This is a genomic window from Nocardioides terrigena, assembly GCF_003047265.1.
GTDB classification, from domain to species: Bacteria; Actinomycetota; Actinomycetes; order Propionibacteriales; family Nocardioidaceae; genus Nocardioides; species Nocardioides terrigena.
Genome location: NZ_PZYY01000003.1, coordinates 1 through 22650 on the forward strand (window position 1 = coordinate 1; position 22650 = coordinate 22650).

A 22650-nucleotide genomic window follows, 5' to 3' on the forward strand; every position below is an offset into this window, starting at 1 on the left:
ATGGTACTGCAACCGAGAGGCTGTGGGAGAGTAGGACGCCGCCGGACATACATTGGGAGAGGGGCCGCCACCAGGCGGCCCCTCTTTCCCATTTCCACAGCTTTAGCGTCGACACCCTCGAGAGGTGTTGCGCGCCAGTGGCCGTCCACAGCCGTGGTCCCGACGATGCGTGTACACAGTCCTCGGGTGTCCGGTCCCCGATGTCGGTGGCCTGCCCCAGCCTCGGTGCTGGAGGTGATGTGCATGTCTGCACAGGCAATGACCGGCCCGACGGCCGGCCGCGCGGGGGACGTCAACGTCGTCCGCCTAGTGGGTCGGGTGTCCGCGACCCCCGAGGAAGTGGTGCTTCCCAGCGGGGACGTGTTGTGCTCCTTCCGGGTGGTGGTGGGGCGACCGGAGGGTCACCAGTCCCGACAGCGCGTCGATGCCCTCGAGTGCACCGCGTGGCTGCCACGCGTCCGGCGCTCGGCCATGGGATGGCAACCCGGGGACGTCGTGGAGGTCGAGGGCGCCATCCGGAGACGCTTCTTCCGCGCCGGCGGATCTGCTGCCTCGCGGGTGGAGGTGGAGGTCAGCTCGGGTCGACTGGTGCGGCGTGCAGGGAGCGCATGAGCACGCCCAGGCTCGGCTTGGGCTGGAAGGACGTGGCCTTCTCGGGGAGGAGGCGACCCCGGTTGATGACGCGTACGACGTCCCCGAAGTCCGGTGCGGGGAGCAGCACCCCGACGGCGGTCGGGCCCGCCAGGGCCAGGGCCTCCTCGACGCTGTGGTGGTACGCAACCTGCGGGGACGGCAGGGTCGGGACCAGGTCGCGGTGGAGCCACTCGACCGGCAGCAGCCCGCGATCCGGGACGTCGATCGCCGACCAGGCGTCGCCGTCGGTCGCGGTCAGGGTCGCGGGGGCCAGGGCGATGAGCGCCGTACCGGCCTGCAGGCTCCTCGTCGTCGCACCCGCGGCCCGCGCCGCTGCGAGCAGGTCGTCGAGTCCGACTCCTCGCAGCGTGCGGTGGATGGCGCCGAGGAAGAGCCCGGTGTCTCCCTGGTCGACCAGCATGGCCAGTCCACTGTCCCAGCCGGTGCCGGGATGCTGGTGCTGGAGCCTCAGGTAGGCGGCGTACCGGTGATGGCCGTCGGCGATGAGCACGGACGCGTCCGCGAGCTGGTCGTTGACCAGGGCGACGTCGGCCGGGGTGTCGATGCGCCACAACCGTTGCTGCTGCCCCGCCCGGTCGCTGAACGCTCGGTACGGGGTCGTGGTGACCAGGCGTCGTACGAGATCGCGCACCTCGGTGGGACCGTCGTGCACGAGGAGGATCGGTGCCGGGTTCATCTCCATCTCCAGCATCCGATCGGCGAGCTCGTCGACCTGCACGGGGTGGATGCCCTCGTGCGGCCACACGGCCCGGTCGTCGAGCACGGTCGCCCGGCGGGAGAGATCCAGCGTGCCGACGATGCCCCGGACGGTGAGACCACCCGCGGTGTACTCGTGGAGGTACAGCGCCGGCGTCACGTCCTGGCTCACGTGCCCACGGCGCTCCCACTCCGCCAGCCGGCCGGCGACGGACCGATAGGGTCGCGCGAAGGCGCGGGCCGAGGCAGGGTCCCCGACCCGGGCGGGGGACAACATCATGCCCTGGAACGGGGCGAGTGCCAGTGGCTTCGCGACGTACGGCGGCGTGACCACGGTGGCGGCGAAGTCCATCGAAGCATCGTAGGGGCCGAGGATATTCGGTCGGTGGGAGGGTGAGAGTGCTCAAGGCGTGCGACGACTCGTTGCTGGAGTCGTATGACCTGGCGATGTTCGACCTCGACGGCGTGGTCTACGTGAGCGGTGCGGCCATCGACGGGGTTCCCGACCGGTTGCGGCGGGTCCGCGAGGCGGGCGTGCACCTGGCGTTCGTCACCAACAACGCCTCCCGGACTCCCGAGAAGGTCGCGGCCAACCTGGTGAAGCTGGGGATCGAGGCGAGCCCGGACGACGTGGTGACCTCGGCACAGGCGGCCGCGCGGGTCCTGCGGGGCCGGTTCGGTGCCGGGGCACGCGTCCTGCTGCTCGGTGGGGCGGGACTCGAGGCTGCCCTGGCGGCGGAGGACCTGGTCGCGGTGGCCGAGCCGGTCGACGTCGTGGCGGTCGTCAGCGGCTACGGACCCGAGGTCCTGTGGAAGGACATCATGCGCGCCGCGACCCTCGTCAAGGGCGGTCTGCCCTACGTCGCGAGCAACACCGACATGACGATCCCGACCGACTACGGACTGGCGCCCGGACACGGGTTGCTGGTCAAGGCGATCTCCGACTTCGCGGGGGTGCAGCCCGTGGTGGCCGGCAAGCCGGCGCGCCCGCTCCTCGACGAGACCGTCCGCCGGGTGGGTGGGCAGCGCCCCCTCATGATCGGGGACCGGCTGGACACCGACATCGAGGGAGCGCGGGTGGTCGAGGTCGACTCGCTGCTGGTGATGACCGGCGTCACCCACCTGCCCGAGCTCGTGGCCGCCACCCCCGAGCTGCGACCGACGTACGTGGCCGCCGACATGGAGGGCCTCTTCGAGCCCCACCCGGTCCCGGACACCGGCGACGACGGGGCGGTCGGGCTCGGTGGCTGGACCGCCCGGGTGGTCGGCGGGCGGCTCGAGGTCGAGGGGGACGGCGGTATGTCGGACTTCTGGCGGGTCGTGGCCGTCGCGGGCTGGGCCCACCTCGACGAGACCGGCGAGGCCGCGTCCGTCGACGGCGTGTCGGTGCCGGAGGGCTCTCGGGCAGGGGAGCACGGGTAGCGTGCGCGACATGGACCAGCAGCACCCCGACGACGAGACCCCGGACCACGGGTCCGCCGGCACCGACACCGCGGGATCGACCGGTGTGGCCGAGGTCGACGCCGTCCTGGCCTCCCTGGACGGCCTGGCCGACCGGCCGGTCGCCGAGCACGTGGCGGTGTTCGAGCAGGCCCACGACCGCCTGCGGCGTGCGCTCGACGCACCCGCGGACTGAGGACGATGCCTCCCCGTCGGCTCCGGCTCGACGCCGAGCTCGTCCGTCGCGGCCTGGCGCGCTCCCGGGAGCACGCGAGCGAGCTGATCGCCGAGGGCCGCGTCAAGGTCAGCGGTGCGGTGGCCACGAAGCCCGCCACCGGCATCACCACCGATGTCGCGATCGTCGTACGCGAGGACCCCGACCGTCCCGAGTACGTCTCCCGCGGCGGTCACAAGCTCGCGGGCGCCCTTGCCGCCTTCGCCGACCACGGCGTGGCCGTCGAGGGCAAGCGGTGCCTCGACGCGGGTGCGTCGACCGGCGGGTTCACCGACGTGCTGCTCCGTCACGGGGCGCGCGAGGTGGTGGCCGTCGACGTGGGCTACGGCCAGCTGGCCTGGTCGCTGCAGAGCGACGACCGTGTGGTGGTGCACGACCGCACCAACATCCGTGAGCTCACCCTCGACCTCGTCGGCGAGCCGGTCGACCTGGTGGTCGGCGACCTGTCCTTCATCTCCCTCGAGCTCGTGCTCGACCCGCTGATCTCCGTCACGTCGCCGGGCGGCGAGCTGGCGTTGATGGTGAAGCCCCAGTTCGAGGTGGGCAAGGACCGGGTCGGCAAGGGGGGAGTGGTCCGCGACCTCGCGCTGAGGGCCGAGGCGGTGACCGCCGTCGCGGACGCGGCCGCCCGCCGCGGCTGGGGTGCCGTGGCCGTCACGACCAGCCCGCTGCCCGGCCCGTCGGGAAACGTGGAGTTCTTCCTGCTGCTGAGGAACGGCCCCGCGAGCATCGGCGCGGAGGACATCGCCGCCGAGGTGCAACGCTCCGGAGCTCTGGGGGTGCCGGGTGAGAGGGTGGACCCGTGACCGACCATCCCGCCGCCGCGCCCGCGCACGACGACGTGCGCCGCGTGCTGGTGCTGGCCCACACGGGGCGTGAGGAGGCGCGCGAGGTCGCGCGCGACTGCGTCCGGTCGCTGACCGCCCACGGCATCGTCGTACGCCTGCTGGCCGAGGAGGCGGAGGACCTCGACCTCGTCGCCGGCACCCTGGAGCCCGCGCTCGAGACGGTCGACGCGGCCCAGCACGCCGGCGTGGGCTGCGAGCTGGCCCTGGTGATCGGCGGCGACGGATCCATCCTGCGGGCCGCCGAGATGACGCACGCCAGCGGGACACCGCTGCTCGGCGTCAACCTCGGGCACGTGGGGTTCCTGGCCGAGGCCGAGCAGGACGACGTGGAGTCGACCATCGACGCGATCGTGGCCCGGCGCTACGTCACGGAGGAGCGGCTCACCCTCGACGTGAGCGTCTACCGCGACAAGGAGCTGGTCGCCGAGACCTTCGCCCTGAACGAGGCGAGCGTGGAGAAGGCCGCCCGCGAGCGGATGCTCGAGGTCGTCGTCGAGATCGACGGTCGTCCGCTGTCCCGCTGGGGCTGCGACGGGGTGGTCTGCGCGACCCCCACCGGTTCGACCGCCTACAACTTCAGCGCCGGGGGCCCGGTCGTGTGGCCGGGGGTCGAGGCGCTGCTGATGGTGCCGATCAGTGCCCACGCGCTCTTCGCCCGTCCCATGGTCGTGGCGCCCACCAGCGTCCTGGCCGTCGAGGTGCTCGGCAACACCGAGGGAGCGGGCGTGCTGTGGTGCGACGGTCGTCGCACGGTCGACCTGCCCCCGGGTGCCCGCATCGAGGTCCGTCGCGGTGCCCGACCGGTGCGCCTGGTGCGGCTGCACCAGGCCCCCTTCACCGACCGGCTGGTCGCCAAGTTCGACCTGCCCGTCGAGGGGTGGCGCGGTGCGGCCGAGCGTCGCCGCCGCGAGGTGCCCCAGGTCGAGGAGGTCAGCGTCGATGTTTGAGGAGATCCGCATCAGCTCGCTGGGCGTGATCGAGTCGTCGACCCTCGAGCTCGGCCCCGGCCTGACGGTCATCACCGGTGAGACCGGTGCCGGCAAGACGATGGTGGTGACGGCTCTCAGCCTGCTTCTCGGGGGCCGGGCCGACACCGGTGCCGTCCGCTCGGGGTCCGCGCACGCCCGGGTGGAGGGCGTCGTCGACGCCAGGACGCTCACCGCCTTCTGCGCCGCGGTCGACGAGGTCGGCGGGGACACCGAGGACGGCCAGGTCGTCATCGCCCGCAACATCGCCGCCGAGGGCCGCTCCCGCGCGTGGGTGGGCGGCGCCTCCGTCCCGGTCTCGAGGATGGCCGAGGTGACCGAGTCGCTGGTGGCCGTCCATGGTCAGTCGGACCAGCACCGACTGCTGCGGGCCGGCGCCCAGCGCGACGCCCTCGACCGCCATGCCGCAGCGGCCGTCGACCCGCTGCTGGCCGAGTGGCGGCGTCTTCACACCGAGCTCACCGACGTCGAGCGAGAGCTCGACGACGTCGTCACCCACGCCCGCGAGCGGGCCCAGGAGGCCGACCGGCTGCGCTTCGGCCTCGGCGAGGTCGAGGCCGTCTCCCCGGAGCCGGGCGAGGACAGCGCCCTGGCAGCCGAGGAGTCGCGGTTGGGCTACGCCGACACGCTGCGCACCGCCGCCGAGCAGGCCCGCGAGGCGCTGTCCAGCGACGACGACGCCCCCGACGCGCTGGCCACCACCGCCGCTGCGCGCACCCTGCTCGAGGGAGTGCGCGACCACGACCCGGAGGCCGGCGAGCTGGCCGACCGGCTGGCCGAGCTGACCTACCTCCTCTCCGACCTGGCGGCCGACGTGGCGTCGTACGCATCCCGCCTCGACATCGACCCCGCCCGCCTGGCCGCGGTGAGCGAGCGCCGGGCGTCGATCACCGCCCTGACCCGCAAGTACGGCGAGACGGTCGAGGACGTGCTCGCCTGGGCCCAGGAGAGCTCACGCCGCCTGCTCGACCTCGACGACACCGACGGCCGCACCGACGCCCTGCGGGCTGACCAGTCGCGCCTGCGCGCCGAGCTGGCCGACGCCGGGTTGCGCCTGTCCGCCGCCCGGCAGTCCGCCGCCGCGGAGCTGGGGGACCAGGTCAGCGGCGAGCTGACCCAGCTGGCGATGCCGCACGCGGTCGTCAGGATCGCGGTCGGCCAGCACGAGGTGGCCGAGCCGGAGCGCCCGACCCCCGGGGTGCTGCGCGTGGGGAAGCGATGGTTGCGGGCCACCACGAGCGGCCTCGACGAGGTGGAGTTCCTGCTCGCGGCGAACACCGGCAGCGAGGCCCGACCGCTGCACAAGGGCGCATCGGGGGGCGAGCTGTCCCGCGTGATGCTGGCCCTCGAGGTCAGCCTCGCCGAGTCCAACCCGGTGCCGACCTTCGTCTTCGACGAGGTCGACGCCGGCGTCGGTGGCAAGGCCGCCATCGAGATCGGCCGCCGGCTGGCCCAGCTGGCCCGTCGCGCCCAGGTGCTGGTCGTCACCCACCTGCCGCAGGTGGCCGCCTTCGCCGATCGGCACGTGGTCGTCCACAAGCAGAGCGACGGCACCGTCACCACGTCCGGCCTCGTGGTGCTCGACGACGAGGCCAGGGAGAAGGAGCTCTCCCGGATGCTCGCCGGCGTCGAGGAGTCGGACTCCGCCCGGGCACACGCCCGCGAGCTGCTCGACACGGCCGCACCCTCCCGCGCCGGGGCCTGACCGGGCCCTCCGGCGCCGGGGTCCGACAGAGCCCTCCCGCGCGGGCCCTGCCGAGGACTGTCGAGCCCGGGTCGGTGGACAGGTGAGCGGCCTCACGGGATCGACCTGACACGCCGCGCCCGGCGTCCCGCGAGGCGCCGTACCTGGCTGACACCATGAGGCGGTCATGAAGATCACCACGCGGCAACGCTCCGCCCCCGCACTGCCGGGCCTGTCCGGGACCGTCCGCGTCGACCGTCGTACCGTCCACCTGCTCTCGCGGGTGCGGCCCGGCGACGTGGTCGTCGTCGACCACCAGGACATGGACCGGTCCACCGCCCAGGCGCTCGTGGACGCCGGTGTCGGCGCCGTCCTCAACGCCTCGCCGATGATCTCCGGGCGCTACCCCAACCTCGGCCCCGAGGTGCTGGCCGCGGCCGGCGTCGTCGTGGTCGACACCTGCGGCGACGCCGTCCTGACCTCCGTCGAGGACGGTGCGCGGGTCCGCCTGCACGAGGGCACCCTGTACGCCGACAACCGGCAGGTCGCCGCCGGGCGCGAGGTCGACCTCGCCCTCGTCGCCGACGAGCTGGAGTCCGCACGGTTGGGACTGCGGGCCCAGCTCGAGAGCTTCACCCACAACAGCACCGAGTTCCTCCGCCGTGAGCAGGACCTCCTGCTGCACGGGCGGGGCGTGCCGCGCACCGCCACCGACATGGCCGACCGGCCCGTGGTCGTGGTCGTGCGGGGACACGACTGGGAGCGGGAGCTCGCGGGCATCAAGCCCTTCATCAAGGAGCAGCGGCCCGTCCTGATCGGCGTCGACCGGGGCGCCGACGCCCTCCGCGCCGCCGGGCACCAGCCGGACGTCGTGGTCGCCAGCGCCGGCGCCGACGAACTGCCCTCGCTGGACGTGCTGCGCAAGGCCACCGACGTGGTCGCCCTCGTCGAGCGCGGCGCCGCCCGGTCGGCCACCGAGCGGCTGGACCGCTCCGGGGTCCGTCCGCTCCGCTTCGAGAGCGGCGCCACGGCCGAGGACGCAGCCCTGCTCCTGGCCGACACCGGCCGCGCCAGCCTCATCGTGGGCGTCGGCATGCACGCGACCCTGGACGAGTTCCTCGACCGACGCCGCACCGGCCTCGCCAGCACCTACCTGACCCGCCTGAAGGTGGGCCCGCGGCTCGTCGACGCCGCCGCCGTCCCGACGTTGTACGACGGCGCCGTGCGCCCCCGTCACCTGCTGGCCCTCGCCGTGGCCGGCCTCCTGGCCCTCGGTGCGGCCATCGGGGTGACCCCCGTGGGGCAGGAGTGGGCCGACGCGATCGCGACGGCCGCCGGACCCACCACCACCGACCTGATCGACAGCCTGCAAGGACTCCTGCGTTGATGACCCTCCGCCAGCACATCACCACCCTCGTCGCCGTGTTCGCGGCCCTCGCCGTGGGCATCGTCCTCGGCGGTGGGCTGCTCTCCGACGTGACCGAGGCCGCCTCGACGGAGACCAGCGCCCCGGTCGCCGAGGCCGCCCCGCAGGCGGCGTACACCGAGAGCTTCACCGGTGCCGTGGCACCCGCCCTCGTGGCCGGACGGCTGACAGACCGCCAGGTCGCCCTGGTGACGGTCCCCGGTGCCGACGAGCAGGTGGTCACCGGGCTCACCGAGCGGATCGCCGCAGCAGGGGGAGCGGTGTCGGCGCGCTACGACCTCACCGAGACCATGGTCGGACCCGACCAGAAGACGCTCGTCGACACCCTCGGCAGCCAGCTGATGACCCAGCAGGGCGATGCGGTCGCCCCCGAGTCGACCACCTACGACCGGATCGGTCAGCTCCTGGGGCTGGCCGCGGCCACCTCCGTGCCGGAGGGCGAGGCCACCAACGGCAAGGGCCGCGCGATCCTCGAGAGCCTCACCGGCGCCGACCTCGTCACCGCGCCCGCCGACGTCGAGCGCCGGGCACCGCTCGTGCTGCTGGTCCTCGGTGACGACCCGTCCCCCGAGGGCGGCGACGCGATCCTGGCCGGACTCGTCACCGGCCTGGACCGCGCCGCGACGGGTGTCGTCGTCGTGGGCGACACCGCGGACGGTGGCGAGGGTCAGCTCGGACGCCTGCGCGCCGAGCCCGTCTCCGCCGAGGTCGCGACCGTCGACGGCGTCGAGACGACGGCCGGCCAGGTGACCACCGTGATCGCGCTGGCGCGGGCGATCGAGACCCCGGGCGGGTCCTTCGGTGCGTCGGGTGCCGACGGTCCGCTCCCGCTGGGGTAGGCTCGAACCCCGTGAAGAACCGGACGCCGACCAAGCACGTATTCGTGACCGGAGGCGTCGCCTCCTCGCTCGGCAAGGGGCTCACCGCCTCCAGCCTCGGAGCCCTCCTGAAGGCTCGCGGTCTCCGCGTGACCATGCAGAAGCTCGACCCCTATCTCAACGTCGACCCGGGGACGATGAACCCGTTCCAGCACGGGGAGGTCTTCGTGACCGACGACGGTGCGGAGACGGACCTCGACATCGGGCACTACGAGCGATTCCTCGACACCAACCTCAACCAGATCGCCAACGTGACGACCGGCCAGGTCTACTCGTCGGTCATCGCCAAGGAGCGCCGCGGCGACTACCTCGGCGACACCGTCCAGGTGATCCCGCACATCACCAACGAGATCAAGGACCGCATCCTGGCCATGGGCGGCGACGAGATCGACGTCGTCATCACCGAGGTCGGAGGCACCGTCGGCGACATCGAGTCGCTGCCCTTCCTCGAGGCCGCCCGCCAGACCCGCCACGAGATCGGCCGGGACAACTGCTTCTTCATCCACGTCTCCCTGGTGCCCTACATCGGCCCGTCGGGCGAGCTGAAGACGAAGCCCACCCAGCACTCGGTCGCCGCGCTGCGCTCCATCGGCATCCAGCCCGACGCCATCGTCTGCCGCGCGGACCGGGAGCTCCCGGACAGCATCAAGCGCAAGATCGCGCTGATGTGCGACGTCGACGACGAGGCCGTGGTCACCGCCGCCGACGCCCCCTCGATCTACGACATCCCCAAGGTGCTGCACCGCGAGGGCCTCGACGCCTACGTCGTACGCCGCCTCGACCTGCCGTTCCGTGACGTCGACTGGACGGCCTGGGACGACCTGCTCCGACGCGTGCACCACCCGCAGGAGGAGGTCACCGTCGCGCTGGTCGGCAAGTACATCGACCTGCCCGACGCCTACCTCTCGGTCGGCGAGGCGCTGCGCGCCGGCGGGTTCGCCCACGAGGCCAAGGTCCAGATCCGCTGGATCGCCTCCGACGAGTGCGAGACCCACGAGGGTGCCCACAAGCACCTGCACGACGTCGACGCCGTCTGTGTCCCCGGTGGCTTCGGCATCCGCGGCCTCGAGGGCAAGCTCGGCGCGCTCACCTACGCCCGCACCAACGGCATCCCGACGCTCGGCCTGTGCCTGGGACTGCAGTGCATGGTCATCGAGTACGCCCGCAACGTCGCCGGCATCGCCGGCGCCGGGTCCACCGAGTTCGAGCCCGACGCGCAGGACCCGGTCATCTCCACGATCGAGGAGCAGAAGCAGTACGTCGACGGCGCCGGCGACCTGGGCGGCACCATGCGCCTGGGCCTCCAGCCCGCCGAGCTGACGGTCGGCAGCGTCGTGCACGCGGCGTACGGCGCCTCCCGCGTCGAGGAGCGGCACCGCCACCGCTACGAGTTCAACGACGCCTACCGCGGGCGCCTCGAGGAGGCCGGCCTGGTCTTCTCCGGCATCAACCCGGACCTCGGGCTCGTCGAGTTCGTCGAGCTCCCCGCCGACGTGCACCCCTACTACGTGGCCACCCAGGCGCACCCCGAGCTCCGCTCCCGCCCGACCCGCCCGCACCCGCTCTTCGCGGGCCTGGTGGGCGCGGCGATCGAGCGGCAGAAGGAGCTCCGGTTCCCCATCGACGAGGTGCGCCGCATCGACGCCGACGACGAGGTGCCCGCCCCGTAGCCCGGGGCGGGCCGGCCCGCCGCTCCGTCAGAGTCGGCGAGCCCCTGCGTCAGAGTCGGCGCGCCTCCAGGATCCGCGCCTGGACGTACGAGTTGGACGCGAGCTGGTTGCGCGCGTAGGCGCTCAGCGACTCGTCGTGCGATGCCTTCTCGGCGGCGACGAGGAAGTGCTCGTCACCGACGCCGAGGGGGTACATCGCCCGGATGACGAGGCCCTGGTTGAGGAGCCCGCCCTTGAGTGAGCGCAGCTCCTCGAGGTAGCGCATCGCGAACGGCGCCAGCAGCTCGCTCTGTCCCGGACGCCAGAAGGTCGCCCCCAGCACGAGCGTCTCGCGGCTGGCCGGGATGCTGTAGTCGACGAAGAACGCGTCCCAGACCTCCTGCTTGGACTCCAGGTCCGGACGGGCCGCCAGCACGGCGAGCCGTCGCGTGTGGGCGTCCGGGTCGGGGTCGGAGTCCAGCAGCCGCTGCACCGCGTCCGCGTCGTAGTCGCCGAGCTGCGCGCGACGGGTGGCGATGCGCCAGGCGAGGTCGTTGTCGTCGGCGGACGCGGCGGCCTCGTCGAGGACCCTCCAGTGGGCGTCGGTGGACGCCGAGCCGGCCAGCGCGCGCAGGGCGGGCTGGCGGTGCAGGTCCGTGTCCGCCAGCGCCAGCGCCGCGTCGGCGAACGCGCGCTGCAGGGCCGGGGCCTCGTCCTGGGGAGCCCAGCGGTCGGCGAACTGCATGCCCATCGCCAGGAACGCCTCCACCAGGGCAGGGCTGGTCTCGCTCGCCAGCCCACGGGTCACGGCACCGGCCGCCACCCGCGGTGCCAGCTCGCCGAGGAGCAGCAGCTGGGAGGCGGTGCCCACCACCAGCGCCCGCGACAGCGGGTCGGGGAGGTCGGCGATGTGCTCGAACATCAGTCGACGCGACTGCGCGTCGGGGCGCACAGCGGCAAAGGTCAGGTCGCCGGCGTTGACGAGCCGCAGGTCGCCCCGCGGCAGGTCCACCGGCGCCTCGGGCGTCGAGAGCACGACCGGCGTGGTGCCGGTGGCCTCCAGCCCGCCGTCGACCACGGCGTACGACGCGATGTCGACGCGGTGCGGCCGCGGCGGCTCGGCGTCCGGCGACGTGGCGAGGAGGACGCCGTCCTCCAGGGTGAGGACGTCGGTGCCGGCCCGGTCCAGCCAGGCCCGCGTCCAGTCGCCGAGGTCACGTCCGGCGGCCTCGCCGAAGGCCGTCATCAGGTCGGAGAGGACCGTGTTGCCCCACGAGTGGCGCGCGAAGTAGGTCTGCAGCCCGGAGACGAAGGCGTCCTCGCCGATGAAGGCCGCGAGCTGGTGGAGCACGCTCTGGCCCTTGACGTAGGTGATCGCGTCGAAGTTGGCCATCGCCTGTGACACGTCGTGGACCTCGCCGCGGATCGGGTGCGCGGCGGGACCCATGTCCATCTCGTAGGCGGTGCGCTTGAAGAGCGCGAGGAAGCTCGACCAGATCTCGGTGAACTCGCTGGCGTTGGCCAGCCCCCAGTTGGCCGCCCAGGACGCGAAGGCCTCGTTGAGCCACAGGTCGTCCCACCAGCGCATCGTGACGAGGTCGCCGAACCACATGTGGGCCATCTCGTGGAAGACGAACTCGGCGCGGACCTGGCGCTGCTGGTGGGTCGGCGGGGTGCGGAAGAGCTGCCCGTCGCCGTACGTCACGCACCCCCAGTTCTCCATCGCCCCGCCGAGGTTGGGGACGAACACCTGGTCGTAGCGCTCCTGCGGGAACGGCACGCCGAACTTCTCCCCGAAGAACGCCAGCCCCTGCCGGGTGAGGGTGACCAGCTCGTCGAGGTCGCGCTCGAGGTGCGGCACCAGCGACTGGCGGCAGTAGAAGCCGAGGTCGTAGCCGTCGTGCTGCTGCCGGACCTCGTGGAACGGACCGGCGTTGACCACCACGACGTACGTCGAGAGCGGGGGCGTGTCGGGGAAGCGCCAGACCCGCACGCCCGCGCCCAGCTCCTCACCGACCGAGTCGGGCGCGGAGTTGGAGGTGACCTTCCAGCTCGCCGGAGCGAGCACGGTGAAGCGGTGCGGCGCCTTGAGGTCGGGCTGGTCGAAGCAGGCCCACAGGCGCCTGGCCTCGTCGGTCTCGAGGCTCGTCCAGACGTAGACCAGCTTGTCGGTCGGGTCGACCGTGCGGAGGATGCCCTCGCCGGCCGCCGTGTTGGTCGTCTCGGCCTCGACGACCAGGACGTTGCGCTCGGCGAGGTCCGGCAGGGGGAGGCGGCCGTCGGCGGCGGTGGAGACGTCGAGGTCGACGCCGTTGAGCGTCGCGGACAGCACGTCGGCGGCGATGTCCACGAACGTCGACGAGCCGGGTGTCGAGCAGGCGAACGTCACCGTGCTGGTCGAGGCGAAGCGCTCGCCCTCCAGCAGGGCGGACATGTCGGCGAGGATGTCGTACCGCTCGACGGTGATCAGCGCGGATCGGTGCGCTGCCTCGTCGCGGGTCAGGCTCAGGAGGGTCATGGGCCCGACCGTATAGCGTCGGCCACATGAGCTCCGAGGACCGTCTGGACCCCGCGACCCCGGAGCGGGAGGCCCCGCTCGCAGACCGACCCGCCGCGTGGCCGGTCCACGGGTCCCGCGACCTGCACCGCGACGACTGGATCGTCGCGCTGCGCGAGGACGTCGTCGCGCGGCCCGGGCACCCCGACGACCGGTTCCGGCGGCTCTCGCTGGAGCACCCGGGTGCAGTGGTCGTGCTGGCCGTGGACGACGACGAGCGCGTGCTGTGCCTGCGGCAGTACCGGCACACCAACCGGCAGGACTTCGTCGAGCTCCCGGCGGGGCTGCGCGACGCCGGCGACGAGCCGTCGGTGGAGACGGCCATGCGCGAGCTGCGCGAGGAGGCCGAGCTGGCCGCGACGTCCTGGCAGCTCCTCCTCGCGACGTACGCGAGCGCCGGCATCACCGAGGAGGTGCACGAGATCTTCCTGGCCCGCGGACTGTCCGAGGCCTCCCGCGGCGACTTCGAGATGCACGCCGAGGAGGCCGAGATGGAGGTCTTCTGGGTGCCGATGGCCGAGCTGCTCGACGCCGTCCTCGACGGTCGTGTCCGGCAGGGGCCGCTCGCCCAGGCGGTGCTGGCATACGACGTGCTCAAGCGACGCGGGGGGCTCGACGCGACCTGAGCGGCGCGGGCGATATCGTCGGTCTGCTGTCACGAGCTGTGACCCGCATCACCGTGTGAACTGCCCTGTCGAGGAGTGAGTCGTGAAGGTCGGCGTACCGAAGGAAGTCAAGAACCACGAGTACCGGGTGGCGCTCACCCCCGTGGGAGCCCACGAGCTGGTCGAGCACGGCCACGAGGTCTACGTCGAGGCGGGTGCCGGACTCGGGTCCAACATCCCCGACGAGGAGTACGTCGCCGCCGGGGCGACGATGCTCGACGCCGCGGACGACGTCTGGGGCACCGCCGAGATGGTCCTCAAGGTCAAGGAGCCCATCGCCGAGGAGTACCACCGCCTCCGCGAGGACCTCACCCTGTTCACCTACCTCCACCTCGCCGCCGACAAGCCGCTCACCGACGAGCTGCTGGCGCGAAAGACGACGGCCATCGCCTACGAGACCGTGCAGCTGCCCTCCGGCGGGCTGCCCCTGCTCTACCCGATGTCCGAGGTCGCGGGCTGCCTCGCCCCCCAGGTCGGCGCCTACTCGATGATGAAGGCCCAGGGCGGTCGCGGTGTGCTGATGGGTGGGGTCGGCGGGGTCGCCAACGCCAAGGTCGTCATCATCGGTGCCGGTGTCTCGGGCCAGAACGCCGCCAACATCGCGCTCGGCATGGGGGCCGACGTGACCCTGCTCGACACCGACCTCGACAAGCTGCGGATGTCGTTCTGGCGCTACAACAACCGGGTCCACGGGCTCGCGTCGTCCGCGCTGGCGATCCGCCAGCAGGTCATGGAGGCCGACATGGTCATCGGCGCCGTGCTCATCCCCGGTGCCGCGGCACCCAAGCTGGTCAGCAACGAGCTGGTCTCGCAGATGAAGCCGGGCTCGGTGCTCGTCGACATCGCCGTCGACCAGGGCGGCTGCTTCGAGGACACCCGGGCCACCACGCACGCCGACCCGACCTACATGGTGCACAACTCGGTCTTCTACTGCGTGGCCAACATGCCCGGCGCGGTGCCCAACACCTCGACGTACGCCCTGACCAACGCGACCATGCCGTACGCCGTCGCGCTGGCCGACAAGGGCTGGGCGCAGGCGTGCCGCGACGACGCGAGCCTGCTCAAGGGCCTCAACACCCACGCCGGCGCGCTCACCAACATCCCCGTTGGCCAGGCCGTGGGCGTCGACGCCGTCGCCCCGGAGTCGGTGCTGCCCTGAACGCACCCGGCCTGACCAGGGCCATCCGCACCTACCTCGACCACCTCTCGGTGGAGCGCGGGCTCGCCGCCAACACCCTGTCGTCGTACCGGCGCGACCTGCGGAGGTACGCCGCACACCTCGAGGAGCAGGGGATCGGCGACCTCGACGAGATCACCGAGGCGACGGTGTCGGGGTTCCTGGTCAGGCTGCGGGAGGGCGACGCCGACCACCCGCCGCTCAGCTCCACGTCGGCGGCGCGCACGGTGGTGGCGGTGCGGGGCTTCCACAAGTTCGCCGTCAGTGACGGGCTCGCCACCGTCGACCCTGCCGGTGCAGTCAAGCCGCCGACGCCGGCCAAGCGGCTGCCCAAGGCGCTGCCGCTGTCGGACGTCGAGGCCATCCTCGAGGCGTCCGGTGCCGCCGGTACGCCGCTCGCGCTGCGCGACCGCGCGCTGCTGGAGGTGCTCTACGGCACCGGGGCGCGGATCTCGGAGGCCGTCGGCCTCGACGTCGACGACCTCGACACCGTCGACGGCACCGTGCTGCTCCGGGGCAAGGGCTCCAAGGAGCGGCTGGTCCCGGTGGGCGGCTACGCCCTCGAGGCCGTCGACGCCTACCTCACCCGGGCCCGTCCCGACCTGGTGGCGGCCAAGACGCCCGGCGGGGCGCTCTTCCTCAACTCGCGGGGCGGTCGGCTGTCCCGCCAGAGCGCCTGGGCGGTGCTGGTCAAGGCCGCCGACCGGGCCGGGGTGACCCGCGACGTGTCGCCCCACACGCTGCGCCACTCCTTCGCCACGCACCTGCTCGACGGGGGTGCGGACGTGCGGGTGGTGCAGGAGCTGCTGGGGCACGCGTCGGTGACCACCACCCAGGTGTACACACTGGTGACCGTGGACAACCTGCGCGAGGTCTTTGCGACCGCACACCCCCGGGCCCGAGAGTGACCCGGCTCGACGAGCGGCTCGGGTCCACCACCGACCCCGACGGCGTGTACGACGCGTTCACCGGGTGGGTCGAGGAGCAGGGGCTCGAGCTCTACCCCCACCAGGACGAGGCGGTCATCGAGCTCCTCGGCGGCAACCACGTCATCCTGGCCACGCCGACCGGCTCCGGGAAGTCGATGGTCGCCCTCGGCGCCCACGTCGCCGCCCTCGCCCAGGACAAGGTCAGCTTCTACACCGCACCCATCAAGGCGCTGGTGAGCGAGAAGTTCTTCGCACTCTGCGAGGTCTTCGGGGCCGAGAACGTCGGGATGCTCACCGGCGACGCGGCGGTCAACGCCGACGCCCCGATCATCTGCTGCACCGCCGAGATCCTGGCCAACATCGCGCTGCGCGAGGGACGCTCCGCCGACGTCGGACTCGTCGTGATGGACGAGTTCCACTTCTACGCCGAGCCCGACCGCGGGTGGGCCTGGCAGGTCCCGCTGCTCGAGCTCGTGGACGCGCAGTTCCTGCTGATGTCGGCGACCCTCGGCGACGTCTCGTTCTTCGTCGACGACCTGACGCGTCGTACGGGCCGGGAGGTCGCGGTCGTCGCCGACGCCGAGCGACCCGTCCCGCTGCACTTCTCGTGGTCGATGGAGCACCTCGACGACACCCTCAAGGAGCTCGTGGAGACGGGCCAGGCCCCGGTCTACGTCGTGCACTTCACCCAGGCCGCGGCCGTCGAGCACGCCACCTCCTTGCTCAAGGGCACCAAGGTGAAGGTCGACAAGGAGGCGATCGCCGACCGGATCGGCGCCTTCCGCTTCGGGGCCGGCTTCGGCAAGACGCTGTCCAAGCTGGTGCGCAACGGGATCGGCGTCCACCACGCCGGGATGCTGCCGAAGTACCGCCGCCTCGTCGAGCAGCTCGCCCAGTCCGGCCTCCTCACCGTCATCTGCGGCACCGACACCCTCGGCGTCGGCATCAACGTGCCGATCCGCACCGTGCTCTTCACCGGTCTCGCGAAGTTCGACGGCAGCCGCCAGCGGGTGCTGCGGACCCGGGAGTTCCAGCAGATCGCGGGCCGCGCGGGCCGGGCGGGCTACGACACGGCCGGGTACGTCGTCGTCCAGGCGCCCGAGCACGTCATCGACAACGAGCGTGCCAAGAAGAAGGCGGAGGCCAAGAACGCCGCCCCGGGGGCCAACGCCAAGCGCAAGTCCAAGGCGCAGCTCAAGAAGCCGCCCGAGGGCACCGTCGTGTGGACCGAGCAGACCTACGACAAGCTCGTCGCGGGTGTCCCGGAGCAGCTGGTCTCCCGGATGCGCGTGGACAACGCGATGCTGATCAACGTGGCCACCCGCGAGGAGGACGCGTTCGCGGTGATGCGCCGGCTGCTCACCGACAACCACGAGGAGCGACGCCAGCAGCTCCGCCTGTCACGGCGGGCGCTGCGGCTCGGACGGTCGCTGTTGCGGTCGGGCGTGATGACGCGCCTCGACGAGAGGGACGAGCACGGCCGCCGCTACGTGCTCACCGTCGACCTGCCCGCGGACTTCGCCCTCAACCAGCCGCTGGCGCACTTCGCACTGGCGGCCCTCGACGTCCTCGACCCGGAGTCGGACAGCTACACCCTCGACATCGTGTCGGTCATCGAGTCGGTGCTCGAGGCGCCCCGCCAGATCCTGATGGCGCAGCAGTTCACCGCCCGGGGCGAGGCAGTGGGGGAGATGAAGGCCGACGGGATCGAGTACGAGGAGCGGATGGCGCTGCTCGACCAGATCACCTGGCCGCAGCCGCTCGCCGAGCTGCTCGGAGGGCTCTACGAGACCTACCGCCAGCGGCACCCGTGGCTGCGTGAGGACGCGCTCGGCCCGAAGTCGGTCGTCCGGGAGATGTGGGAGCAGGGAATGGGGTTCACCGACTTCGTCGGCCGCTACCAGATCGCGCGCTCCGAGGGCCTGGTGCTGCGCTACCTCACCGACGCCTACCGCACCCTGCGCCAGACCGTCCCGGAGGCGCACCGCACCCCCGAGCTCGAGGACCTCGTCGAGTGGCTCGGCGAGACGATCCGCCAGACCGACTCCTCGCTCCTCGACGAGTGGGAGGCCCTGACCGACCCCGAGCACGTCCCCGGGCGGATCGTGGCCCACGAGCCACCGCCCCCGCCGCGACCGGTCAGCAAGCAGCTCCGCCCCTTCACCGTGATGATCCGCAACGCCATGTGGGCGCGCGTCGACCTGGTCTCCCGGGACGACCTCGACGGGCTGCTGCGGCTCGAGCGGGCGGCGGCCGACCGCCTCGAACCGTCACGCCAGGTGATCGTCGGCCGGTCGGTCTGGGACGCCGCGATCGAGGCGTACTACGCCGACCACGACTCCGTCGTCGTCGACGGCGACGCGCGGGGGCCCGAGCTGCTCGCCATCGGTGACGAGCGGACGGGTGAGCCCGTCGGCGCGGAGGAGGGCACCACGGCCCGGCTGCGCGACGTACGCCAGACGATCCACGACCCGGCCGGCGACCACGACTGGGTGATCGACGCCGTCGTCGACTGCGACGCCTCGGACGAGGCGGGCGAGCTGGTGCTCGCCACCGTGGCGATGCACCGGCTCTGACCGGGTGAGGCCCGGCCGATGACGAGCCGACCGGGTGGACGGTCCGTCAGGAGGCGGATCCCGCCCCGGCCCTGCGGAACCGTCGTGACAGCAGGGCCGTGCACACGCCCCCGATGAGGATGGGTCCCAGGTAGGTGAACATCCGGAAGACGAACACGGCGGCCACGATGGCGTCGGCCTCGCGGCCGCCCGCCGCCCAGTTCAGGGCGCTGATGTAGAGCGCCTCGGTGATGCCGACGTTGCCGGGGGTGATCTCCACGAGCGTCGCGAGGCGGACCACCGTGTAGACGGCGAAGACCTCGATGGCGGTGAGGACACCGGCGCCGACGCCCAGCCCGCGGAGGGAGGCGAGGAGCATCAGGTAGGTGGCGAGCTCACGCAGCACGAAGAGGCCGACCAGGCCGAGGACGCGTGCACGGAAGATGCCGACCACGGTGCGGCGCCACTCCACGACGGTGTCCCCGAGCTCCGCGCCCGGGGGTCTGCGGGCCACCCCACGGAGCCAGTTGAGGAACCGACCCAGCCGGGCCCCGAACCTGCGGGCGAACTGCTCGCTGCGCACGATGAGGACCGCCAGGACGAGCAGCGCGACCGAGACGCCGAGGCCGACCAGGGCGAGCGTCCAGACGGACCCCGGCACCTCCTCCTGCGTCGAGAGGAGGGCGAGACCGATGGCGGGCATGACGAGGGGGAGCACGTTGCTGACCGAGCTGTTGACGACGTACGACGTGGCGAAGTCCTCGGTGCTGATCCCGAGCTTGCGGTAGATCCCGTAGCGCGCTGCCGTGCCGGAGGGTCCCGGCACGGTGTTGGAGACCACGGCGGCCGACTCCTGCGCGAGGAAGGCGTCGGGGAAGCGGAGCGGCCCGATGAGCAGGGCGAACGCGCCGGCCTTGCAGCCCTCCACCACGAAGGTGAGCGCGGTCAGCAGGAGCACGACGACCGGGTCGAGCGAGGTGAGCGCGTCCCAGACGTCCTCGTAGGAGGCGAAGCTCGGGATCAGGACCCCGAAGACGAGGTAGAGCAGCAGGAGGGTGAGCGTGGCTCGCACGATCTTCTGCGCGGGTGAGGATGCTTCCGGCTCGAGCAGCGGGGGCAGGTCGCCGTCGCCCTCGGCGTCCTCGCCCCCGGGCGACGTGGGCGGATCCGTTTCGCTCACGTGACGAGACTAGTTGCGTGGGCGCTCGGGAGCCCTGCCTCCGATGCGGTCGAGCTGGTGCATCGCCACCATGGAGATGCACCGGCTCTGGGCGATCACCCGCCCCGGACAGCGCTCTCGGCGGCACGCACCACGGTGTCGAGGGACCGGGAGACGTCGAGGACGGCGCCCGGCTCGTCGGCGCCGAGCGGCTCCAGGGTGTCGAACTGGGACTGCAGCAGGGACGGGGGCATGAAGTGCTCGCGCGACTCCATCCGCGTGCGCAGCACCTCGAAAGGTGCGGCGAGGTGGACGAAGAACACCGTGCCGTCAGGTACGCCGCCGCGCAGCACGTCGCGGTAGCCCCGCTTGAGCGCCGAGCAGGTGAGCACCGTCGAGACCCCGTCGCCGTGGTGGAAGGCCTGGATCGAGGCCAGTGCCTCCAACCACGGGCGCCGGTCGTCGTCGTCGAGGGGGATGCCCGCGGACATCTTCTCGATGTTGGCCGGCGGGTGCAGGCTGTCGCCCTCGATGAACGTCCACCCGAAGCGGTCGGCCAGTCGTGCTGCCACCGTCGTCTTGCCGGTGCCGGACACGCCCATCACCACCACGTGCCGCGGCCGGTCGCCCGTGTCGGGGCGGGTCGTGGCTGCCTGCTCGCGGCTAGGGTGCTGCTCGTGTCGACCGCCCACAGCACCGTCCTCGCCGAGGTCGGCCCCCGTATCGTGCGGGGAGACCTGGCCGAGGGGTCCGTCATCACCCTGGAGTGGCTGGGGGAGGCGTACGGCGTCTCCCGGACCGTCGCCCGCGAGGTGGTGCAGGTGCTGGTCTCGATGGGCCTGGTCGAGAGCCGACGCCGGACCGGGATCCGGATCCTGCCCCGCGACGCCTGGGACGACTACGACCCGGCCGTGATCCGCTGGCGGCTCGAGGGCGAGGACCGGGTCCTGCTCCTCCACCAGCTGGCCGAGCTCCGCGCCGCCATCGAGCCCTCCTCGGCCGCGCTGGCCGCCACCCACGCCGACGACGCCCAGCGCACCGAGATCGTGCGCATCGCCGAGCAGATGGAGGCCTCGGGGGCCGCGGGGGACCTGCGGACGTTCCTGGAGCAGGACGTCGCCTTCCACCGGCTGCTGCTGCGGGCGTCGGGCAACGTGATGTTCTCCGGGCTCTCCGACGTGGTCGAGGAGGTCCTGCGCGGACGCACCGACCACGACCTGATGCCGCCCGAGCCCAAGCAGGAGGCCCGCCGGCTGCACCAGGTCGTCGCCGAGGCGGTCGCCGGGGGAGAGGCCGAGGTGGCCCGCTTCGCCATGACGGCGATCTGTGCCGAGGTCGTCTCCGACCTCGGCCACGCCCACTGACCCCACCGCGGAGCGGTGGGTCACAGCAGGCCCGCGACCGGCCACAGGACCACGGCCAGCAGGAACGCGCTGACACCCAGCGTCGTCTCCATGACGGTCCACGTCTTGAGGGTGGTCTTCTCGTCCATCCCGAAGAAGCGGCTGACCAGCCAGAAGCCCGAGTCGTTGACGTGCGAGAGCACGGTCGCGCCGGCGGCGATGGCCACCACGAGCAGCGCGATGTGGAAGTTGTCGAGCCCGGCGGCCTGGGACGCGATCAGGCCCGCCGTGGTGGTCAGCGCGACGGTGGCCGAGCCCTGGGCCACGCGCAGCGCGGTGGCGATGAGGAACGCCTGCAGGAGGAGCGGCAGGCCGAGGTCGGAGAGCGAGGACGTCAGTGCCTCGCCGATGCCGCTGATGCGGAGCACGCCACCGAACATGCCGCCGGCGCCGGTGATGAGGATGATCGAGCAGATCGGGCCGAGGGCCTGGTCCAGGACCTTCATGGTCTCGTCGAACGAGCCGTTGCGCCGTCCCAGCACCAGGATCGCGGCGAGCAGGCTGATCAGCAGGGCCACCGGGGTGTTGCCGAGCAGCTGGAGGAACTCGACCCATGCCTGGCCCTCCTCGAGGGTGCCGTTGGCGACCAGCGTGGTGAGGACGGTGTTGAACGAGATGAGCACCAGCGGGATGAGCAGCAGGGAGAGCACGGTGCCGAAGGCCGGGGGAGTGACGGCGGGACGGTCGTCGCCGCCGTTGACCTCGCCGAACAGCAGGTCGGGGACGGCGACGTCGTACCGCTTGCCCAGCACCTTGGAGACGAGGTAGACGCCGACGTACCACGAGATGACGGCGACGGGGAGGCCGACGAGCAGGATCACGCCGATGTCGCCGCCGAGGGCGGTGCCGGCCGCGACCGGACCCGGGTGCGGGGGCACGAGGGCGTGCATGGCCGCGAAGGCGCCGGCCGCGGGGAGGGCGTAGAAGAGCACCGAGCCGCCGAACCGGCGGGCCACCGTGAGGATGATCGGCAGGAAGACGACGAGACCGGCGTCGAAGAAGATCGGGAAGCCGAAGAAGAGGGCGGCGACGCCGAGGGCGAAGGGCGCCCGCTGCTCGCCGAACCGGTTGATGAGGCTGTCGGCGAGCACCTGCGCGCCCCCGGTCACCTCCAGCAACCGGCCGAGCATCACACCGAAGCCGACCAGCAGGGCCACCGATCCGAGCGTGCTGCCGAAGCCGCTGAGCAGCGCCGCCGGGACCAGGGCCAGGGGGATGCCGGCGGCGATGGCGGTCAGCAGGCTGACCAGGACCAGCGCGATGAACGCGTGGAGCCGCACCTTGATGATGAGGAAGAGGAGGAGCGCGACGGCGGCCGCCGCGATGAGCAGGAGGACGGCGGTGCCGTACGCCGGTTCGAGGTTTTCCATGGGTGCAGCTCCGGTGTCTGGGCGGGTTGTGAGCGCGGTCACAGGGTCGGTGGAGCATGCTGCCTGAAAGGTAGTACCTTTGCAACTCGCGCGGCCGTTCCGAGTGCACAGGTTTGTGCACAGGGAGGCCCGACCTGTGCAGGGGACCGGGGGCGAGTGCACAGATTTGCCCGGCGGGCTGGGGGTTGCGGCCCACGTGTTGTGGCTGCCGCCCACCGGTCCTAGAGTCGCCCGGAACTCTCGGGGAGATGTCGCCGTGTCGACAAAGTCCAGCAGCGTCCCGCGTGGTCCAATCGGTACGAGTCGACAAGAGGAGATGTCCATGAGCGGTGGCGGTTT

19 protein-coding genes are annotated in these 22650 nt (G+C 72.2%); 14 read left to right on the forward strand and 5 right to left on the reverse strand.

What is annotated here, in order from left to right; translation table 11 throughout:
• Window positions 1-243 precede the first annotated feature (243 nt).
• Window positions 244-612, forward strand: a complete 369-nt coding sequence (locus DAE25_RS06725) for a single-stranded DNA-binding protein (RefSeq protein ID WP_234410898.1) — start codon at window positions 244-246, stop codon at window positions 610-612.
• Here the strand turns inward: DAE25_RS06725 and DAE25_RS06730 are convergent.
• Entirely contained in the window at window positions 572-1702 is a 1131-nt protein-coding gene (locus tag DAE25_RS06730; RefSeq protein WP_107765471.1) for a DUF1015 family protein, read from the reverse strand. The genes DAE25_RS06725 and DAE25_RS06730 overlap by 41 nt on opposite strands.
• Before the next feature lie 41 nt (window positions 1703-1743).
• Between DAE25_RS06730 and DAE25_RS06735 the strand changes: the two genes are divergently transcribed.
• The 8 genes from DAE25_RS06735 to DAE25_RS06770 all read left to right on the forward strand — a co-directional run bounded on the left by DAE25_RS06735 (window position 1744) and on the right by DAE25_RS06770 (window position 10517).
• A complete protein-coding gene (locus tag DAE25_RS06735; RefSeq protein WP_234410899.1) occupies window positions 1744-2772 on the forward strand; it encodes an HAD-IIA family hydrolase in 1029 nt (342 codons plus the stop codon).
• A gap of 10 nt (window positions 2773-2782) precedes the next feature.
• Window positions 2783-2986 (forward strand): hypothetical protein, encoded by a 204-nt coding sequence (locus DAE25_RS06740; protein ID WP_159083615.1) that lies wholly within the window; start codon window positions 2783-2785, stop codon window positions 2984-2986.
• 5 nt (window positions 2987-2991) lie between these two features.
• Window positions 2992-3831 carry a TlyA family RNA methyltransferase gene (locus DAE25_RS06745; RefSeq protein WP_107765473.1) on the forward strand — a complete coding sequence of 280 codons (840 nt, stop codon included), beginning with the start codon at window positions 2992-2994 and terminating at the stop codon, window positions 3829-3831.
• The gene (locus DAE25_RS06750; protein ID WP_234410900.1) at window positions 3828-4820 is read left to right on the forward strand and encodes an NAD kinase; all 993 of its coding nucleotides are present in this window, start codon (window positions 3828-3830) and stop codon (window positions 4818-4820) included. The genes DAE25_RS06745 and DAE25_RS06750 overlap by 4 nt, the downstream gene beginning before the upstream one ends.
• On the forward strand, window positions 4813-6564 hold the full coding sequence (gene recN, locus DAE25_RS06755) for a DNA repair protein RecN (protein ID WP_107765474.1): 1752 nt from the start codon (window positions 4813-4815) through the stop codon (window positions 6562-6564). The genes DAE25_RS06750 and recN overlap by 8 nt, the downstream gene beginning before the upstream one ends.
• A gap of 166 nt (window positions 6565-6730) precedes the next feature.
• Window positions 6731-7930 carry a putative cytokinetic ring protein SteA gene (gene steA / locus DAE25_RS06760; protein ID WP_107765475.1) on the forward strand — a complete coding sequence of 400 codons (1200 nt, stop codon included), beginning with the start codon at window positions 6731-6733 and terminating at the stop codon, window positions 7928-7930.
• A complete protein-coding gene (locus DAE25_RS06765) occupies window positions 7930-8808 on the forward strand; it encodes a copper transporter (RefSeq protein WP_107765476.1) in 879 nt (292 codons plus the stop codon). The genes steA and DAE25_RS06765 overlap by 1 nt, the downstream gene beginning before the upstream one ends.
• 11 nt (window positions 8809-8819) lie before the next feature.
• Window positions 8820-10517, forward strand: coding sequence for a CTP synthase (locus DAE25_RS06770; RefSeq protein WP_107765477.1), 1698 nt, complete (start codon window positions 8820-8822; stop codon window positions 10515-10517).
• 49 nt (window positions 10518-10566) lie between these two features.
• Here the strand turns inward: DAE25_RS06770 and pepN are convergent, their stop codons facing one another.
• Complete coding sequence (gene pepN / locus DAE25_RS06775; RefSeq protein ID WP_107765478.1) at window positions 10567-13014, reverse strand: aminopeptidase N; 2448 nt, start codon at window positions 13012-13014, stop codon at window positions 10567-10569.
• A gap of 26 nt (window positions 13015-13040) precedes the next feature.
• Here pepN and DAE25_RS06780 point away from each other — a divergent pair, with 26 nt between their 5' ends.
• The 4 genes from DAE25_RS06780 to DAE25_RS06795 all read left to right on the forward strand — a co-directional run bounded on the left by DAE25_RS06780 (window position 13041) and on the right by DAE25_RS06795 (window position 18400).
• Window positions 13041-13679 carry an NUDIX domain-containing protein gene (locus tag DAE25_RS06780; RefSeq protein ID WP_107765479.1) on the forward strand — a complete coding sequence of 213 codons (639 nt, stop codon included), beginning with the start codon at window positions 13041-13043 and terminating at the stop codon, window positions 13677-13679.
• Between the two features lie 82 nt (window positions 13680-13761).
• Window positions 13762-14877, forward strand: coding sequence for an alanine dehydrogenase (gene ald, locus DAE25_RS06785; protein WP_107765480.1), 1116 nt, complete (start codon window positions 13762-13764; stop codon window positions 14875-14877).
• A 23-nt stretch (window positions 14878-14900) separates the two neighbouring features.
• Window positions 14901-15803 carry a site-specific tyrosine recombinase XerD gene (xerD, locus tag DAE25_RS06790; protein WP_199907499.1) on the forward strand — a complete coding sequence of 301 codons (903 nt, stop codon included), beginning with the start codon at window positions 14901-14903 and terminating at the stop codon, window positions 15801-15803.
• Window positions 15800-18400, forward strand: a complete 2601-nt coding sequence (locus DAE25_RS06795; RefSeq protein ID WP_107765481.1) for a DEAD/DEAH box helicase — start codon at window positions 15800-15802, stop codon at window positions 18398-18400. The genes xerD and DAE25_RS06795 overlap by 4 nt, the downstream gene beginning before the upstream one ends.
• Before the next feature lie 46 nt (window positions 18401-18446).
• On the opposite strand, the gene DAE25_RS06800 is transcribed toward DAE25_RS06795, so the two are convergent.
• Both DAE25_RS06800 and DAE25_RS06805 read right to left on the reverse strand, forming a co-directional pair.
• Window positions 18447-19559 carry a lysylphosphatidylglycerol synthase transmembrane domain-containing protein gene (locus tag DAE25_RS06800; RefSeq protein WP_107765482.1) on the reverse strand — a complete coding sequence of 371 codons (1113 nt, stop codon included), beginning with the start codon at window positions 19557-19559 and terminating at the stop codon, window positions 18447-18449.
• Window positions 19560-19654: 95 nt separating this feature from the next.
• Window positions 19655-20230, reverse strand: coding sequence for a gluconokinase (locus tag DAE25_RS06805; RefSeq protein WP_234410902.1), 576 nt, complete (start codon window positions 20228-20230; stop codon window positions 19655-19657).
• Between DAE25_RS06805 and DAE25_RS06810 the strand changes: the two genes are divergently transcribed.
• Window positions 20216-20902: a FadR/GntR family transcriptional regulator gene (locus DAE25_RS06810; RefSeq protein WP_199907470.1), complete on the forward strand. Its 687-nt coding sequence runs from the start codon at window positions 20216-20218 to the stop codon at window positions 20900-20902. The two genes, DAE25_RS06805 and DAE25_RS06810, sit on opposite strands and share 15 nt — an antisense overlap.
• A 20-nt stretch (window positions 20903-20922) precedes the next feature.
• Here DAE25_RS06810 and DAE25_RS06815 read toward each other — a convergent pair whose 3' ends face one another.
• The gene (locus tag DAE25_RS06815; RefSeq protein ID WP_107765483.1) at window positions 20923-22311 is read right to left on the reverse strand and encodes a GntP family permease; all 1389 of its coding nucleotides are present in this window, start codon (window positions 22309-22311) and stop codon (window positions 20923-20925) included.
• Between the last annotated feature and the right edge of the window lie 339 nt (window positions 22312-22650).